We start from the raw sequence: 17,673 nt of genomic DNA on the forward strand, positions 1-17,673 counted from the left end.
TTTTAATTTATTAGACTTATTCGATAAAACCAGTTCGATACCGGACTAAATCTATCGAATTCAGACCTCTACTAAAGACACAACAGTAATCAGATTAAACAGCCACACCACCACGTACGGGCTTTAAAATTAACCTTTAATATTAGTGATATAAGCAAGGTTTAAGACAACCCATGGACCGTTGAAACAAGAAAAACACGCCCGAAAAAAGCCATTAGTAATATGAATTTTACCTTAAAGTAAAAGTGCATATTTTATTTATAATAAAAAACACCACCTGTAAATAATGAGATTTCTCAAACAAAAGCATTGACAATAACTATGAATTAAAACAACATTCAAAAAAACAAAGGCATCTTTAACAGTGTGAAAACACAACATATATATTAAACAAAAAAAGGAAATTAATATGAAACTATTACTCGCTTCAATTTCGGCGCTCACTATATTTTCAGCAACTGCTCAAGTTAATGTCGCAGCAGAAGAAGGAGTTACTCCTCAATCAGTACAAAAAACTTATTATGTATGTAAAAAAGGCGGTAAAGTGCTTAACTTCGGAATTACATATTTCTCATGGGATACTGCTGTAGAACGCAGAAACTGCGAGTGGCAAGGTGGTGTGCTGTTTACTTCAACGACTGGGTATCCATGGTAAGAAGTAAATATTGATTTAATGGGTTGATATTGCTGACATAGGATATCAGCCCTTTCGATATAAATAGAAAAATAAAGCATCCATATATTATGGATAATATATATTTACCCAGATTATAATCTAGATTTTCTTAGATACAAGGTGCACTATTACCAGCTCTCCATTCAGTACCTTCTTACCAACAACACCTTGCTCTACACCCTGCAGGCTCATTTCTTCTCTGATTGAGAAAACAAATAAAATTAAAATATTTATAAACAACTTAATTTTTTAATTCCACCAAAAAATGAGATATAAGAATCACATCAACTATCGATGAAACCAAATTACACTAAACATTAATTCTGACTATAAAATTGAGATCAAACTCAGAATGAATACTACCTTTAGTCTATTATAATCTCACAACCTTACAACCCCACACGCACTACCAAGCAATTTCATATAAAAATAAAAAATCCAAATTAAATTGATTTATCACTTGAATAATAAAATCCTCGCTGTTAATGTAGATTTGCTTTTTACATTAATAAGGAGATTTAAATATGAAAATCAAACTAAAAGCAAAAAAAATAAAGCAACTTTCTAAGTCATCACATTCGCTTAATAAAGAAGCGACACCGCAGGTCGGTGGTGGTACTGGAAACTGTAATTCAGATGGCCATACGTGTGGTAGTCAGTTTTGTTACTCTCGCGAAGCATGGACTAAGTGTAACAATCTGCTTTGGTAGTATTCTTAGCTGTGCAAAAATCAAATTAGCTTAGTTTGCAAACTAAAAAAGCCAGACTTTTCTGGCTTTTATTACCACATATTGCCAAGATAGGTGACGCGCATTTATATTATGGGCAAATCTAAAATCACTCAGTCACCCTTTCCCCCAAATATATATAATAATCAATATTTATAGACTTTAGGAGTATCAGGTATGACTAACTATTTATCTAACTACTGTTTTTATTTATTGAAAGTTAAGCAAGCAATTCACTAAACTGTTTAAAATTCCTTCGTCGTTTTAAATTTAGGTTTTATCGTGTTTTTATTTTGTGTCTGAAACCACCCACCGAGCTTTTAAATACGATGGTTAATTTAGTTGTGAGTTTTAGCCAATTCCCTATTTGGATATTGAGTCTGGCCAAAATGAGTTGAGAAGCGTTAATAGAACTATGTTTATCCTAGCACATGTATCGACATGCTAAATCGACCAGTTCTACACTGCGTTTTAATTCAAATCGCAAGCCTTTTAGTATCCATTTCCATGGGTTATAGACAAAATATATACAGAGTTTAAATCAGCCCTCCCAAGAGTCGACCTGTGCAACAAATTTTTTTATTGACTTAACGTGCGATATATTCAATAAGTGTACGTATGAGCCATCTTATATCGGCGACATAGTTTTTGCATTAACTCATTCAATGTGTAGAAATGGTTAGAGACTCGCCATTAGCAAACCAGTACCAAACAAGCCAACTTATCTATCCCATGTAATTGCTATAAAAAAAGCCATCTATACTTCAATATTCATTAAAGCATAGACGGCTTTTTAAACTACTACCAATCCTTGGGAGTGTGGTGGCTTTTAAAAAAATACTATTAGTACAATGTTAAAATGTAAAATTCTTACAAGCCATTTTCGAAATTACTTTTCTTGACACCAATCATTTGGACCGCCTGTTAAGCAGTTTAAAGTATAACGAGCATTACCACCAGCTACATTTTTTGTTTGATTTTTAGCCATTTCCGAGCCTTTTTGGTTAAGAGATTTAAGGCTTGTTTTTTTAAATGATAATTTCATTAGAAATCCTTTGTAATTAGTTATTAATGTAAAATATAAATTATTGCTTGAGTGAAATATATTTACAAACAAGATTAATGTCAACACACTTTTCAAACCAAGAAAAAACAACCACACTGAAATGTAAACAAATATATTAATAAAATAAAATTAAAAAACTCAAATAAAAAACAAAACGATCAACTTTCGATCTAGGCAGTGCAATTTTAGATCTTAAATGTTATTTCAAAAACAAAGAGTGTTAACAAAAATATTTTTCATTACTTTTAAAATATTTTAAATTAAACAAAAAATAGAGGGGGATTTAATTTACAATTGCTTACCACTCACCCAACTATTGGCGTGAAGTCCATTTATTTAAGTAAAAAACAACATTAAACCATGATGAGTACAAATGTTAAATTTAAGATGTTTGTAGTAATGATGGCGATTGGGAATGACATACCTTTATTTCTGTAAAGATCCACCTTTGATGCTGACCCGAATTCAACATGTAAGTGCACCACATATTAAAATGCGCGCTTAACGCATCGTGATATGCAGTGGTAATATTTGGCATTCACCAAGCTAACTTGTCTCTTCCTTGCTATTGCCATTAAAAAAGCCATCCATACTTTAACATTTAGTAAAGTATGGATGGCTTCTTAAACTATTCCCAAATTTGAGTGGGTGTCATATTTATTTAATTTTATATTACTCTATTTTGAATACTTTACCATTTATAATTATTTCAGATTGACCTGATAACCCAGAAAACTCTTTGAAGTAGCTACAACCTACGAGAGTACGAAACCGATCAAGCAACAATCCAGAAGCAGTGGAAATGCTTACAAACTCACCAATAGGAAAGTCTGCTAGGAAAACAGTAATGCTATCTTCTGATTCACGCCTTATACTTGAGTATATATCTTTGTTAGTACAAGCTTCAGGCTGAAAATGCTCGTACAAAAAACGTCCCCCCTCATTCTCATAGTATAAAGCTACCGATGTCTCCGTTAAATCAATTTCGCATTCATCAATCATAGCCTGAGATTGACCATGGATTCCTTTAACAAAAATATTTTTGCCACATAACTTGAATTCCACTAGTTCTGAACCAACCCCTCCTTTTAATACATGTAACGCTTGCAATTCGAACTTTCCATCTCCTCGATCGTAAACATTAAACTCGGTTAAACCCAGTTTTTTCCCTGCCAAGGCAGCAGGTGATAAAAATAATAAAAACGCCAGTAGTAATTGAATCTTCATTGGAAACTAATGCCTCCCGTAAGTGCCATTTTTCACACTCCTAATATTTTTTCAATATTACGTATAAAATTTCTATGCTCAGATTTAGGTAAAAACGATTTATAGTTTGTTAACTCCCAATCAAACACATAGAACTCAGTTTGAGTGTGGTACTGGATCCAGTTAGATATGTTGATTTTATAATCCCTGAAGTGAATCATTTCATGACCAAGAATTAACATTGCTCAACCTTCAGTCTTGGCTTCATTTGGAACTTGAATTCAGGAAACGGCCGATCGAACGGTAACTTTCACCGCTATTATAGCGATAATAGATTGCCTTTTGTCCAAAGCTGTTAAGATGTTCACAAGACATTTCTTAACTCCTAAAATGTAATTGGTCACACATTTACATTAGCAGAAGCTGAGAAGTGCCTTATTTCTATCTTTTTTTTATATGTGGTGCACTTGCATGTTGAATTCGGGGGGCTTTGGATTGGATGTTTTTATATCTACCCTATCTTATTAAACTAGAGAGTGAGATTTAGCGGTCTTCAAAGTACTCTCTTTAAAACTTTCAACTAACTGATCAGCTAAAATCCAGTTTTCCTCTTCAAGAGCCACATAAAACTCCTTTATTTTTTTATATGCTGGGTGTTTTTGAATTGAATTATCATAGGCAACTCTTATGTATTTTTTAGCTTTTTCTTTATTCTTCAGCTCATAACAGGTAGCTGAGAAGTTTGCAGCATTAATCGGTGAAGACAGATTAGATGAAAACCTACTTTCGAAAACCTCCACAAGATTATTAAGTGACTTTATTTCACTCAACAACTTACTATTTTTATTTATAGTGTTAATTATTATTTCCGGTATTTCCTCATCGCTATAATCACTCTTACTTATTAATGAGGAATCACCACCTTCTGGACGTCCACAGTATGGTATAAAACTGAAGAACCCCATAAGCTTATCACTATACAACTGAGTCATTGGGAAGAACCAGTATAATACACTAACTCCTTGTGGGCTTTTATAGATTTGAAACCCTTTGAGCAACTCATTACTATCCGGCTGAAGACACAATATAGGCCCTTTCTTTTCATTTGCTATTGACACAATGTCAGGCATTCTTTTTCTGATATAATCTAAACTAGACTTTTTCATTGGCTTTCCAATATCTAATATTTTCACTTACTAAAATTTTAAATTTAACAATAAATCATTTTTAATTGAGCACTAAACATGACACCCATTTATATTTATACCATAACCATACTTCGGTGAGTTTCAAAATAGAAACAAACTGTTCAGCAACCTTTTTACGCAGGACGTTTTCTAGAATTTACGCTTATCGCAGGATTTCAGACATGGCTATCTACGTAACTTTAAAAAGCTACGTTGAAATTGGAGTGTTATTGCTTATTAAAGGCTAAGCTAGTAATTCACTACACTGAGCCAAGTTGGCTCGCCGTTTTAACTTTAAATGCTCACAGTATTTTTGCTTGGCGTCAGGTCTGCCCACCGAGCCTTTAAACACTTTGGTAAATTTAGTAGTTAGCTTTAACCAATTCTCTGGTTGGATATTGAGTCTGGCTAAGATTGGTTGCGAGTCTGTAATATATCCGCGTTTGTCTTCACGCATACATCGACCAGATAAATCAACAAGTTCTAAATAATATTTAAATTCAAACGGTAAGCCCTTTGGCATGTTTTTTCTTGGATTGCCCGCAAAACGCATGAGTGATTTAAGTTGCTTACCTAATTTTGCTGTTTCAACACGCTTTTTAATGCTGGTATGGTCTGACTCTTCTGGGGTTTCAGCCATTTTAGCTCTGACTGGATTCAAGTCCACATATGCTAAACATGCTGCCAACGCGGCTTCATCTAACAAGGCTTGTGATTTAAATCGCCCTTCCCAAAAGCGGCCTGTGCAACCATCTTCTTTATTGGCTTTACGCGCGATATCTTCATTAAGCGTTCGCATAAACCAGCTGATATCAGCTAGACGCTTTCTATATTCGTCTATCAACTCTGACAGCAAACAACGCTCTGAGCTGGTCAGTAACTCTCCACTGACAAACTTATGAGTCAGCCAAGTCCCTTTGAACTGTTTATGCCATCGAATAAGAACGGCTTTATCATTTAGTCGTTGTGCTTTTTTATCATCAACATGCAAAACAATATGCGTATGGTTACTCATCACCGCATAAGCACATACATCAATGCAAAACACCTTAGCAAGTTGTAGTAGCTTCTCTTCAACCCACCCTCTTCGATGCTCAAACGACTTACCCGTTGCCTTATCTTCTCCACACAAAAACGCGCGTCTTACGCATCGTGATATACAGTGGTAATACTTGGTATCCACCAAGCTAACTTGTCTCTTCCGTGCAATTGCCATAAAAAAAGCCATCCATACTTTAACATTCAGTAAAGCATAGATGGCTTCTTACACTATTCCCAAACTTAAGTGGGTGTCATGTTTATTTTTTTTAAAGCATAGACGGCTTCTTACACTATTCTCAAATTAAGATGGGTGTCATGTTTATTTAAACTCTTTAACATTCAGTAAAGCATAGACGGCTTCTTAGACTATTCCCAAATTAAGATGGGTGTCATGTTTATTTACTATTCACAAATTTGAGTGGGTGTCATGTTTATTATTTCATATACAGTGGTAATACTTAGTATCCACCAAGCTAACTTGTCTCTTCCTTGCTATTGCCATAAAAAAAGCCATCCATACTTTAACACTCAGTAAAGCATAGACGGCTTCTTAGACTATTCACAAATTTGAGTGGGTGTCATGTTTATTCTCATCAATACAGAACACCTTAGCTAGCTGCAATAACTTCTCTTCAACCCACCCTCTTCGGTGTTCATATGACTTACCTGTTACCTCATCTTCTCCACACAAAAACGCACGCCTTACGCATCGTGATATACAGTGGTAATACTTAGTATCCACCAAGCTAACTTGTCTCTTCCTTGCTATTGCCATAAAAAAGCCATCCATACTTTAACATTCATTAAAGCATAGACGGCTTCTTACACTATTCACAAATTTGAGTGGGTGTCATGTTTATTACTGTACCGACAGAATACCTGACAGCACTGAGCGAATATTATTGGGATGTTACACAAGACATGGTATCGCTCGGTTTAATTAATGATGACCCATTTAACAAAATGTTGTTTAGCAATTTATATAGTAACTCTGACCAAGGATGGGTAAAAGCAGGCATTGCCGGGCTAAAACACGGTCACTCAGAAGATCATAGCAATGGATGGTTGCCAAAAATATTACACAGCATCAAGTATCTTCAACGTCTTCAATCATGAGTACAAACAAAAACAGCGTGATAAGCAGACCAAATCAGTAGAACTATGCAATGACTGCCAGCGCGAGTCGTCAATTTCAACGGTACAGTCAGTTGGTGGGGCTGGCCTCAAATGCAATATCTGCTGGTTAGTTGTGCATGCCTGTACTTGTTTCCACTGCACACCGCGCTGGCGTGATTGCACAAAAAAAAGGCGCTCACTGAGCGCCAATTTTGAATGGATGTCACCTAAGATTCTTCAATAACGAGGCAGTAATTACTGCCCCGATAGATTTGCTTAACTTGGAATAAATGGAGTGTCCATATATGTCAAATGTATTTGTGCCTTAGAAATTAATTAGGGAATATGAAGCGATTGCACTTCAAAATAATAAGATTCACTTCGCTCATACACTCTAATTGAAAGAACTAGGTCACATAAGCCACTTTCCAAAGTGTATAAATCAATTAAGACTTCCCAATAACTTTCCATCCACTGACAAACTGACGTATCCCAAGTCTCCTGAGGTAAGCTAACTAGTGTTTCGTCAAACTCTTCTATATTCTCTTTTATATACGAAGCTAAACTGTCTGAGATACTGCCAACTGAATCAATAGCTTCATTTAAGTTATAATCTTGATTTACGAATGACTCAATTATTTGTTCGAATGTTTTTCTCCATATAGATGGTATTTTTTGTTGGTGATACTCATCTTTCACAACTGAAACTTTTTCTTTCATTTTTTCCTCCTAGAATGCAAGGATTTGTGGCATTCGGTACATACTTCCGCATGGTTTTCACTCACTGTTGGTCCTCCGTCGGCCCAACGTATAATATGGTGCCCAGCTGAATTATTAGCATCAATAATAGTCCCGCAGCCATTTGCACATTGATAGTTTTGCTGCTCTCTCTTTATAGTTCGCTCTGATGAAGTAAATAGCCTTTTTGGATCTCTTTCATCTGCTGGGACAGCTCCACGGCCTGTAGGAGGCTTGGGCAAACTGTTCTTATTCCCACTGTAGAACTTTTTCGCTTGCTCATATGCCTTATCGGCAGGCATATGCAAGTCGTCCATTAGTTCCTGAGTATATTCAGCTATCTTTTGCTGTCTAGTCCTATCATCACCATAGAAGTGCCTTTTAAGATCTTTAAAAGCTTTAAACAGACCTTTCCCTGCATTTCCACCCTTCGCATTATACAAATACTGGAATGCACCTGTCACTGCAGCATTCGCAAATTTTCCTCCAGTTAATTTCGAAATTGTGCCAGCAATAACCATGGACTGAGCGGTACCTACAACAACACTGTCCATGTTTACAATGCCAGAAACTTGAGCGCCTTTGGTAAGACCTGCACTCCAAAATCCATGCCCGAAATTGCCTCCTTGGACATCAGAAATAATGCCTCCAGTTAAGGCATGTGCTCCCAAATGAGCTATACCACCTTCTTTCCAAAAGCCAGCCTTTGCACCAAACGCATCACCAATTTGGCTAAATGCCCAAGCTGTAGCATAAGACGTTAAACCTGATTTAAATGCTTTACCTAAACTACCAGATTCAACAAATTTTGATGTTCCAGTAAACAGTGCTGAACACCAAGCTGTGCAACCAGGTGCAAAATTTAGACCTACATTGACCAGATTCCGCAATAGCGGATTTTTATTAAGAAAGCGATATACATACCAGCTACCGCTAAGCTGCATCGCTCCTTTTAATAACTTCTTAAACAAATACCCACTCGGATCCGTATATGACAGCGGATTATTCAGCACATAACTATATCGGTTATAGTTCTGCAAATTCCCCGGCGCTTGCACAAACGGGTCGGTTTGCATAAATCGGCCAGTATCTGCATCGTAGATCCGACCATTCATATGAATGACGCGGTTATCATCACCCAACTTAAGAGACTCATGACCAGTATAACCACGCAGGTTACCAAATACTCTGCCAAGCACAGCGGTTTGTAGATCATAATTAATGGCCGCATCCACTGCCGTTGGTTTTATGACTGACTGTTTGCCGAATGCATCGTATGTAAACTCTTGTTGTATTTCATACTTCTCATTCGTAATTGCGATTATTGAACCCTGATAATCGGTAAACAACCACTTAAGTTCTGCATGAGAGCTAATTGATTCATCAGCAGCGACTTCTACGGTGTAACTTTGAATTGCATCATTACCTACATAGCGCTTGATCACATTCGTGGTCAGTTCAGAGCCTTTTGGATAAGTTAGCTCCAACGCGCCAACATAATAAACCGTTTGTTCATTGTCTTCGCGCTTGTAACGACTGTTGTTTGCGTCATATTCAAATGTAACCGTTTCATTGTTCGCAGTAATAGAGCTAACTTTGTTACGGTCGTTGTATTGAACTGCTCGATAGCTTATGCCATCTTTGCTCATGCCCGTTTGGTTGCCATTTGCATCATAATCAAACGATTCAGCTACATTTCGCTTAAGCACGTCGTTGTACTTTTCACGCCCAGCGATAGCATGTAACGGTTTACCAGCCTCTCCATACGTTTGAGTCCAACCATCTTTAGACGTTAAATTGCCATTTTCGTCGTATCCGTAACGATTGGTCACACCATTTTTTGTGACCGTTTCTAAACGATTAAGCGCATCATATTTAAAATCTTGCGTATTGGTCAGCTCACCAGGATCATTGAGGCGTCCGTCAGAGCGGCTAGTCAGATTACCTATACCATCAAAGTCATAAGACTCAGCAAAGATCTCCCCTACCTTTTTGCTCTTAAGCATACCGTTGCTATGATGTTCAAGTACAACAAGTTGCCTGCCTTTGTAGTAGTCTAAGATTTGACCTCTATCATTGGTGTTATGAACTTTGAAGTAAGCTCTACCTTGCGCTCCCTCTCGGGCTTCATATCTGGCATATAACTGCTCATTTTGATACTCAAAACGTGTGCCACGCGCTTCCAGATATGTGCCGGAAGCTTCACGACGATAGTCATCAAACTGTTGCCAAACTCGACCACGCGCATCATAAATAGTTTGCTGAATAACGCAGCCACTGGTCAGTGGATCTCGCAAGCTGGCATCGCTAATGCGAATATCACCTATGTTTGCATCAACCGATACATTACACTGATTACCTTTAACAGAGGTTACGCTACCACTCGGTCGACCATAGTTGTCATAATAATACGATCGCTTCCATTGCCCTTTTTGCTCATACTCAAGTTGATGTGCCAGATAGTTAAATGTGCTAGTTCCATCATTGCTCGTTACTACCTCCTGCTTACGACCTAAAGCATCGTATTTTATGTCTGTTTCAACACCGCGTGCATCCTTTTGCCATACGAGCTCGCCAAATACGTTGTATTTATACTCCCAAGTCCCTGAGTCCACGTCTTGCATTTTTACTTTGCGTCCAAGGTAGTCATAAGTGAATACTTGCAACTGGGCATTGCCATCCGCGCTCGACTTCACACTTTCTTGATTGCCAGTGATATCGTATGTATACGTAAGCACATTTCCGCGTGCATCGGTGACAGAGGCAACCTGACCAAATTTATTGTAGGTTGTGATTGTGCTCAATGTACCACCATTGGCACCGTCAATGTTTCCAGATAGAGACAGTGTTTCATCTAAACCGGAGCGGCTATAGGTCGAGTGTACTCCATTTTCTATATCTGAAGACTTTAACAAGGTGTCAAAAGCGTTATATGTATTTTCAACTTGGCCAAAGTCGGTTGAATAGTATGTCGTAGAATAGGACTTTGTTACCCGACCATGTATGTCATACTCATTGTGAGTAGTATACGTTTTGCCATTGACGTCCATCAGCTCAGTTTTATATGCACGGCCTAAACGATCAACAAAGGTGCGTTTCACACGCGTGTCATTTTTGTACTCTTCGGAAATAAACGCACAGTAACCGATGTCACTTTCACATTGAACATTAATCGTTTTAGTGAGCTCTCCTGTTGCTACAAATGCGCCTAAGGTTGAACCAAATTTATCATAGTACAAGTGCGTCGCGACCTTATCAGCATTTTTCACCTCTGTAGGCTGGCCAAATGCATTGCGCTTATCAACCTCAATGGTTTTTTCCGTAAACACACCATTTGACTGGCTTATTACAAAACGGCCCTCATTATCATATGTGGTGATTTTCTTACGCGGTAATAACTCACCGCATTCAACAAAGTTTGTAGTGCCTGAGTGGGTAGGCTGAGTACTGACTTCAGTGGTATTACCAAAAGCGTCGTACACGATTTTAAAGCGACACCCACTTATATGACAATTACGCCTCGATAGGATTCTAAGCAGGACCCCCCTCAAAATTACTCAATTCATTTTGATCGCCTGATAAATTGCTAAATTTTATAAATTTGTCGGAATTTCAGACATGACTAACAATGGCAGCTTTTAAAAGCTACCTTAATATTGGGTTTTTATGTGTATTACTGATTAAGCAAGTAATTCGCTACACTGAGCCAAGTTGGCTCGCCGTTTTAACTTTAAATGTTCACAGTATTTTTGCTTAGCGTCAGGTCTCCCCACCGAGCCTTTAAACACTTTGGTAAATTGGGTGGTCAGTTTTAACCAATTCTCTGGTTGGATATTAAGCCTGGCTAAAATGGGTTGAGAATCCGTAATAAATCCGCGTTTGTCTTCTCGTATACACCTGCCCGTTAAATCAATAAGCTCTAAATAGTATTTAAATTCAAACGGTAAGCCCTTTGGCATGTTTTTTCTTGGATTACCTGCAAAACGCATGAGTGACTTAGGTTGCTTACCTACTTTTGCTGTTTCAATACGTTTTTTAATGCTGGTATGGTCTGACTCTTCTGGTGTCTCTGCCATTTTGGCTCTGACCGGATTCAAATCAACATATGCTAAGCATGCAGCCAACGCGGCTTCATCTAATAAGGCTTGTGATTTAAATCGCCCTTCCCAAAAACGGCCTGTGCAACCGTCCTCCTTATTGGCTTTGCGTGCAATATCTTCGTTGAGCGTTCGCATAAACCAGCTGATATCCGCTAGACGTTTTCTATATTCGTCTATCAACTCTGACAGCAAACAGCGCTCTGAGCTGCTTAGTGACTCTCCGCTGACAAACTTATGAGTCAGCCAAGTCCCTTTAAACTGTTTATGCCAACGAATCAGAATGGCTTTATCATTTAGCCGTTTTGCTTTTTTATCATCTACATACAAAACAATATGGGTATGGTTACTCATCACCGCATAAGCACATACATCAATACAAAACACCTTGGCTAGCTGCAATAACTTCTCTTCAACCCACCCTCTTCGGTGTTCATATGACTTACCTGTTACCTCATCTTTTCCACACAAAAACGCGCGCCTTACGCATCGTGATATACAGTGGTAATACTTAGTATCCACCAAGCTAACTTGTCTCTTCCTTGCTATTGCCATAAAAAAAGCCATCCATACTTTAACACTCAGTAAAGCATAGACGGCTTCTTAGACTATTCACAAATTTGAGTGGGTGTCATGTTTATTCTTGGCTAGTTGTAACAGCTTTTCTTCAACCCAGTCTCTACGGTGCTCATATGACTTGCCCGTTACTTTATCCTCTCCACACAAAAACGCGCGTCTTACACACCGTGAAATGCAGTGATAGTACTTGGTATCCACCAAGCTAACTTGTCTCTTCCTTGCTATTGCCATAAAAAAAGCCATCCATACTTTAACATTCAGTAAAGCATAGACGGCTTCTTAGACTATTCACAAATTTGAGTGGGTGTCATGTTTATTCTATGTAAATGGTATTTGGCACTCTGTAGTTATGCCCCAACGCGTTTGGCATAACTATATCAAATGGCTGTTGGAGCGATAAATCAATTGACCGCGAATTATCATCTCTCAAACCATATAATGATATTGCACCGCCGAATAACTTTAGTCCATTTAATGATTTATAAAAACATTTCAACTCGTCAGGAAAAGTAACCCCAACACTAGCCTCCACAGCTCTAATATCATTGTCACTAAGAGCTCTATATATGGCGTGTAAGTATGCTCTAGGCGCTACAACGGGAGTATTTTTTATTAAAATAGAGCCGTTTTCAGTTTCTACCTTGTCTTTGTCAGAAAACTCATTTAATAAATTTAAAGTGAATTCCTGAGCATTACAATTATTCATATCTTTTCCAAAGTCAGTAAGTAAGTTTCGTCTGAATGTCGAACTACTCCACTCATAAATTGTTATTTGTGAAACAGCCTGTTGAACAAACTTACAAAAGTGAAAGCTCCAGCAGGTGCACTGGAGCTGTTGACTAGGTATCTTTTATACTCTTTTAAACTTAAATTGCCTTTTGAAAAAATAACCTCAATGCCTTCACACGACAAAATAGCCTGTCACTAGGCTGCTTGTTAAATACTCTTTGTAACTTTTCAAATTCCTCGTCCAACTCAGAAAGTTTTTTAGCATGAAGTAAAAGCAGCTGTAAAATTAACTTCGGGTTTATAGAATAAGCAGGAATAAAAGACACATCATAGCTATAAATTCTACTTACTAAATCTGAACTGCTTTTACTATCAGCTATACGGGACAATATTTTTTCGGCCCAATGAGTAGCACTTTCAATAGGCATATCCAATGACTCAAGATCTTTATCCATCCTTAAATCCCAACAAACAATGCACTTCGTATTATCACTGATGAGCACCTCTTTTTTTGATTTCTCAAGAGGCTCAATGTTTAATCTATTCCATTCCCACTTCTCAAATAAATCATATCTATTGTTAAGTTCATCAACGCAAAGTCCTATATTTAAAAAAGTAACATTGCCTGAGAGCATTGAACCATAAACATAACTTGAAATCCCATCACCATGATTCCTAAGGAAGAGGAAGTCTGTTTCAGATTCCTTCCCTTCTTCCCACAATAACAGTTCATACCCATACTCTATTAAAAAATCTTTCATTCTTTTTCCTAATTATTTCTATCCAATGTTACACGGAACAGCTGTACCGGGTATGGAGTTCCTGTCGAGAGGCCTTTAGGTCCATGAGGAACAAAGTCAAAACCTTGGGTTGTTACAACTCTGTCAAAATTAACTTGCCTCTTTATGAGCGGTGACGTATTTGTTTTCGTCTCAATCAACACCCAGTCACCACCATTTGGATCGCGATATGCTCCATCATATATACGTTTACTACCGTTTATATTTACCACAACACCATCAGCAAAAACTTCGAAACCTTGTTTGGCTAGTTCAGTCCAAACATGTCTTTCGCCATCTCTACCTATTTGAACTCTGTACTTACCAAGACTTTGTTGTCTTAGCTCTTCAGTTGCACTCTTCATATCGGTGGCAAGAGCAACATCTGCGTTCTTTGAAAAAGGATAGCCACTATCCGGATCTGCAACATCTGCTAGACTCAATTCTTTCTTCGGGTGCAACTCATCGTTAAACATCCTCGAAAACGCGCCAGTAATAGCACCGTTTGCAAACTTTCCTCCGCTAACTTTGGATGCTGTACCACCGACGATAGCCGCAGCTACAATTCTCAATGCGCTATGATTTACGTTTGGTTGAATACGATCAATACCCGGTGCAAACGCCTGAGTAATACCAGCGGCGGCAAATCCGTGACCAAACTTACCTCCTTGAAGTTCAGCCATAATTCCGCCAACGACTCCATGTGCTGCAACTTTTCCAAAGTAGCCTGCAGAACCAAAACTAGTATTTAAGCCTTCAAAACCATTTCCGACGCCATAAAAAGCGGCTGCAGATAAGCCAGAAATAGCACCTGCTCTCAAAGAAGTACCTAAATCTCCTGTCTGGTAGTATGTGTTCTGAGCCGTTGCCAACGCAGTAAAACCAATACTACAAGGGCCACATGCTGCACCGGTTATCATACTGACGCCTGCAACATACAGTGACGATAGAGTTTTACTATTCGCAATAAAACGCTGCATTTGGTGAGCCACAATCGCTCCCACGAAACCACCAGATACAAACCCAGCTATCTTTGTCAACTTATCAAACAAATACCCACTCGGATCCGTATACGACATCGGATTATTCAGCACATAACTATATCGGTTATAGTTCTGCAAATTACTTGGCGCTTGCACAAACGGGTCAGCCTGCATAAACCGCCCGGTGTCTGCATCGTAGATCCGACCATTCATATGAATGACGCGGTTATCATCACCCAACTTAAGAGACTCATGACCAGTATAACCACGTAGGTTACCAAATATATTGCCAAGCACAGCGGTTTGTAGATCATAATTAATGGCCGCATCCACTGCCGTTGGTTTTATGACTGACTGTTTGCCGAATGCATCGTATGTAAACTCTTGTTGTATTTCATACTTCTCATTCGTAATTGCGATTATTGAACCCTGATAATCGGTAAACAACCACTTAAGTTCTGCATGAGAGCTAATTGATTCATCAGCAGCGACTTCTACGGTGTAACTTTGAATTGCATCATTTCCTACATAGCGCTTGATCACATTCGTGGTCAGTTCAGAGCTTTTCGGATAAGTTAGCTCCAACGCGCCAACATAATAAACCGTTTGTTCATTGTCTTCGCGCTTGTAACGGCTGTTGTTTGCGTCATATTCAAATGTAACCGTTTCATTGTTCGCAGTAATAGAGCTAACTTTGTTACGGTCGTTGTATTTAACTGTCCGATAGGTTATGCCATCTTTGCTCATGCCCGTTTGGTTGCCATTCGCATCATAATCGAATGGGCCACGTTACGTGACACCCAATTCAATTTATATCACAACTACACCTCGACATGCTTCAAAGCAGAAACAAACCACTAAAAATAGCTCAACTCGCTTTGAACCTTTGATAAATTGCTTAACTTGATAACTTTGTTGGGATTTCAGGCATGACTAACCACGTAACTTTTAAAAATCACGTTGAAATTGGGATGTTAATGCATATTAAAGGCTAGGCGAATAATTCACTGCACTGCGTCAAATTACCTCGCCGTTTTAACTTTAAGTGCTCGCAATACTTTTGCTTAGCATCGGGCCTACCCACTGAACCTTTGAACACCTTGGTAAACTGAGTAGTGAGCTTTAACCAATTCTCTGGTTGGATATTAAGTCTGGCTAAGATTGGTTGCGAATCTGTGATATATCCGCGTTTGTCTTCGCGCATACACCGACCTGTTAAGTCAACGAGCTCTAAATAGTATTTAAATTCAAACGATAAGCCCTTTGGCATGTTTTTTCTTGGATTACCTGCAAAACGCATGAGTGACTTAGGTTGCTTACCTACTTTTGCTGTTTCAATACGTTTTTTAATGCTGGTATGGTCTGACTCTTCTGGTGCCTCTGCCATTTTGGCTCTGACCGGATTCAAATCAACATATGCTAAGCACGCAGCCAACGCGGCTTCATCTAATAAGGCTTGTGATTTAAATCGCCCTTCCCAAAAACGGCCTGTGCAACCATCCTCCTTATTGGCTTTGCGTGCAATATCTTCGTTGAGCGTTCGCATAAACCAGCTGATATCCGCTAGACGTTTTCTATATTCGTCTATCAACTCTGATAGCAAACAGCGCTCTGAGCTGCTTAGTGACTCTCCGCTGACAAACTTATGAGTCAGCCAAGTCCCTTTAAACTGTTTATGCCAACGAATCAGAATGGCTTTATCATTTAGCCGTTTTGCTTTTTTATCATCTACATACAAAACAAGATGGGTATGGTTACTCATCACCGCATAAGCACATACATCAATACAAAACACCTTGGCTAGCTGCAATAACTTCTCTTCAACCCACCCTCTTCGGTGTTCATATGACTTACCTGTTACCTCATCTTCTCCACACAAAAACGCGCGTCTAACGCATCGTGATATACAGTGGTAGTACTTGGTATCCACCAAGCTAACTTGTCTCTTCCTTGCTATTGCCATAAAAAAGCCATCCATACTTTACCATTCAATAAAGCATAGACGGCTTCTTACACTATTCCCAAATTAAGATGGGTGTCATGTTTATTTCTGTTTTTCGTGTTTATTTCTGTTCCAAGCTAACTTCATGTTTATTTCTGTTCCAAGCTAACTTGTCTCTTCCTTGCAATTGCCATAAAAAAGCCATCCATACTTTAACATTCAGTAAAGCATAGACGGCTTCTTAGACTATTCCCAAATTAAAATGGGTGTCATGTTAATTGCGCTACCTTACTTCGAACAGCATGAGTTGCCAATGCTACGCATACTCACTGACAGAGGCACGGAGTATTGCGGTAAAGTCGAGCATCATGATTACCAGTTATATTTGGCGATTAACGATATCGACCATACAAAAACTAAGGCCATGTCGCCACAGACAAACGGTATCTGTGAGCGGTTCCATAAGACAATACTAAATGAGTTTTATCAGGTTACATTCCGCAAAAAGCTATATAGCTCCCTAGAAGAATTACAAAAGGATCTGGACGAATGGATGGTTTATTACAATAATGACCGAACTCATCAAGGAAAAATGTGCTGTGGCAGAACGCCACTTGAAACATTGGAAGATGGAAAACGTATTTGGGCAGAAAAGAATTTAGCTCAAATCTAAGCTGACAATCACCGATTGAAAAACGGGTAACTGTCAGATCAAGTCTGAGCTAGTACAGATAACGAGGCAGTAAAAACTGCCCCGATAGGCTTACTCAACTTGACATAAAGGGAGTGTCCATATATGTCATCTA

The 17,673-nt window shown here is 38.5% G+C and carries 15 protein-coding genes and 3 pseudogenes; 4 read left to right on the forward strand and 14 right to left on the reverse strand.

The annotated features are described in order from the left end of the window. The first annotated feature begins 409 nt into the window (after window positions 1–409). Both AC2CZC_RS23995 and AC2CZC_RS24000 read left to right on the forward strand, forming a co-directional pair. On the forward strand, window positions 410–655 hold the full coding sequence (locus tag AC2CZC_RS23995; protein ID WP_484584915.1) for a hypothetical protein: 246 nt from the start codon (window positions 410–412) through the stop codon (window positions 653–655). A gap of 545 nt (window positions 656–1,200) precedes the next feature. Beyond that, window positions 1,201–1,386, forward strand: coding sequence for a hypothetical protein (locus AC2CZC_RS24000; protein WP_484584916.1), 186 nt, complete (start codon window positions 1,201–1,203; stop codon window positions 1,384–1,386). A gap of 907 nt (window positions 1,387–2,293) precedes the next feature. Here the strand turns inward: AC2CZC_RS24000 and AC2CZC_RS24005 are convergent. The 6 genes and pseudogenes from AC2CZC_RS24005 to AC2CZC_RS24030 all read right to left on the reverse strand — a co-directional run. Continuing rightward, a complete protein-coding gene (locus tag AC2CZC_RS24005) occupies window positions 2,294–2,449 on the reverse strand; it encodes a hypothetical protein (protein ID WP_484584917.1) in 156 nt (51 codons plus the stop codon). Between the two features lie 512 nt (window positions 2,450–2,961). Next, window positions 2,962–3,045 (reverse strand): annotated as a pseudogene (locus tag AC2CZC_RS24010) (Mobile element protein); the annotation flags it as partial. 97 nt (window positions 3,046–3,142) lie between these two features. Then, entirely contained in the window at window positions 3,143–3,697 is a 555-nt protein-coding gene (locus AC2CZC_RS24015) for a hypothetical protein (protein ID WP_484584918.1), read from the reverse strand. A 503-nt stretch (window positions 3,698–4,200) separates the two neighbouring features. Next, a complete protein-coding gene (locus AC2CZC_RS24020; RefSeq protein WP_484584919.1) occupies window positions 4,201–4,842 on the reverse strand; it encodes a hypothetical protein in 642 nt (213 codons plus the stop codon). Between the two features lie 265 nt (window positions 4,843–5,107). After that, entirely contained in the window at window positions 5,108–6,079 is a 972-nt protein-coding gene (locus AC2CZC_RS24025) for a transposase (RefSeq protein WP_484584920.1), read from the reverse strand. Window positions 6,080–6,469: 390 nt separating this feature from the next. Continuing rightward, window positions 6,470–6,679, reverse strand: a pseudogene (locus AC2CZC_RS24030) (Mobile element protein); the annotation flags it as partial. 77 nt (window positions 6,680–6,756) lie between these two features. Here AC2CZC_RS24030 and AC2CZC_RS24035 point away from each other — a divergent pair. Further along, on the forward strand, window positions 6,757–7,020 hold the full coding sequence (locus AC2CZC_RS24035) for a hypothetical protein (protein WP_484584921.1): 264 nt from the start codon (window positions 6,757–6,759) through the stop codon (window positions 7,018–7,020). Window positions 7,021–7,356: 336 nt separating this feature from the next. Here AC2CZC_RS24035 and AC2CZC_RS24040 read toward each other — a convergent pair whose 3' ends face one another. From AC2CZC_RS24040 to AC2CZC_RS24075, 8 genes are all read right to left on the reverse strand, one after another. Beyond that, window positions 7,357–7,740, reverse strand: coding sequence for a DUF7668 domain-containing protein (locus tag AC2CZC_RS24040; RefSeq protein ID WP_247687032.1), 384 nt, complete (start codon window positions 7,738–7,740; stop codon window positions 7,357–7,359). Then, on the reverse strand, window positions 7,737–11,240 hold the full coding sequence (locus AC2CZC_RS24045) for an RHS repeat-associated core domain-containing protein (RefSeq protein WP_484584922.1): 3,504 nt from the start codon (window positions 11,238–11,240) through the stop codon (window positions 7,737–7,739). Before AC2CZC_RS24045 ends, AC2CZC_RS24040 begins: the two co-directional genes overlap by 4 nt. 198 nt (window positions 11,241–11,438) lie before the next feature. Then, window positions 11,439–12,410, reverse strand: a complete 972-nt coding sequence (locus AC2CZC_RS24050) for a transposase (RefSeq protein WP_484584923.1) — start codon at window positions 12,408–12,410, stop codon at window positions 11,439–11,441. Between the two features lie 57 nt (window positions 12,411–12,467). After that, complete coding sequence (locus AC2CZC_RS24055) at window positions 12,468–12,665, reverse strand: Type I secretion system protein TolC (RefSeq protein WP_484584924.1); 198 nt, start codon at window positions 12,663–12,665, stop codon at window positions 12,468–12,470. Window positions 12,666–12,747: 82 nt separating this feature from the next. Continuing rightward, window positions 12,748–13,140, reverse strand: coding sequence for an SMI1/KNR4 family protein (locus tag AC2CZC_RS24060; protein WP_484584925.1), 393 nt, complete (start codon window positions 13,138–13,140; stop codon window positions 12,748–12,750). Window positions 13,141–13,300: 160 nt separating this feature from the next. Continuing rightward, window positions 13,301–13,924: a hypothetical protein gene (locus tag AC2CZC_RS24065; protein WP_484584926.1), complete on the reverse strand. Its 624-nt coding sequence runs from the start codon at window positions 13,922–13,924 to the stop codon at window positions 13,301–13,303. 8 nt (window positions 13,925–13,932) lie between these two features. Continuing rightward, window positions 13,933–15,672: an RHS repeat-associated core domain-containing protein gene (locus AC2CZC_RS24070; RefSeq protein ID WP_484584927.1), complete on the reverse strand. Its 1,740-nt coding sequence runs from the start codon at window positions 15,670–15,672 to the stop codon at window positions 13,933–13,935. 244 nt (window positions 15,673–15,916) lie between these two features. After that, complete coding sequence (locus AC2CZC_RS24075) at window positions 15,917–16,888, reverse strand: transposase (RefSeq protein ID WP_484584928.1); 972 nt, start codon at window positions 16,886–16,888, stop codon at window positions 15,917–15,919. Between the two features lie 262 nt (window positions 16,889–17,150). Between AC2CZC_RS24075 and AC2CZC_RS24080 the strand changes: the two are divergent. Continuing rightward, window positions 17,151–17,540: pseudogene (locus tag AC2CZC_RS24080) on the forward strand (integrase core domain-containing protein); the annotation flags it as partial. Window positions 17,541–17,673 lie beyond the last annotated feature (133 nt).

The sequence above is a fragment of the Pseudoalteromonas sp. MMG033 genome (assembly GCF_057197785.1).

Coding starts and splice junctions, on each gene's coding strand:
- AC2CZC_RS24040 (WP_247687032.1), bottom strand. CDS start 7,740: ATGAAAGAAAAAGTTTCAGTTGTGAAAGATGAGTATCACCAACAAAAA.
- AC2CZC_RS24035 (WP_484584921.1), top strand. CDS start 6,757: ATGTTTATTACTGTACCGACAGAATACCTGACAGCACTGAGCGAATAT.
- AC2CZC_RS24000 (WP_484584916.1), top strand. CDS start 1,201: ATGAAAATCAAACTAAAAGCAAAAAAAATAAAGCAACTTTCTAAGTCA.
- AC2CZC_RS24020 (WP_484584919.1), bottom strand. CDS start 4,842: ATGAAAAAGTCTAGTTTAGATTATATCAGAAAAAGAATGCCTGACATT.
- AC2CZC_RS24005 (WP_484584917.1), bottom strand. CDS start 2,449: ATGAAATTATCATTTAAAAAAACAAGCCTTAAATCTCTTAACCAAAAA.
- AC2CZC_RS24025 (WP_484584920.1), bottom strand. CDS start 6,079: ATGGCAATTGCACGGAAGAGACAAGTTAGCTTGGTGGATACCAAGTAT.
- AC2CZC_RS24075 (WP_484584928.1), bottom strand. CDS start 16,888: ATGGCAATAGCAAGGAAGAGACAAGTTAGCTTGGTGGATACCAAGTAC.
- AC2CZC_RS23995 (WP_484584915.1), top strand. CDS start 410: ATGAAACTATTACTCGCTTCAATTTCGGCGCTCACTATATTTTCAGCA.
- AC2CZC_RS24055 (WP_484584924.1), bottom strand. CDS start 12,665: ATGGCAATAGCAAGGAAGAGACAAGTTAGCTTGGTGGATACCAAGTAC.
- AC2CZC_RS24070 (WP_484584927.1), bottom strand. CDS start 15,672: ATGAGCAAAGATGGCATAACCTATCGGACAGTTAAATACAACGACCGT.
- AC2CZC_RS24050 (WP_484584923.1), bottom strand. CDS start 12,410: ATGGCAATAGCAAGGAAGAGACAAGTTAGCTTGGTGGATACTAAGTAT.
- AC2CZC_RS24060 (WP_484584925.1), bottom strand. CDS start 13,140: ATGAATAATTGTAATGCTCAGGAATTCACTTTAAATTTATTAAATGAG.
- AC2CZC_RS24015 (WP_484584918.1), bottom strand. CDS start 3,697: ATGAAGATTCAATTACTACTGGCGTTTTTATTATTTTTATCACCTGCT.
- AC2CZC_RS24065 (WP_484584926.1), bottom strand. CDS start 13,924: ATGAAAGATTTTTTAATAGAGTATGGGTATGAACTGTTATTGTGGGAA.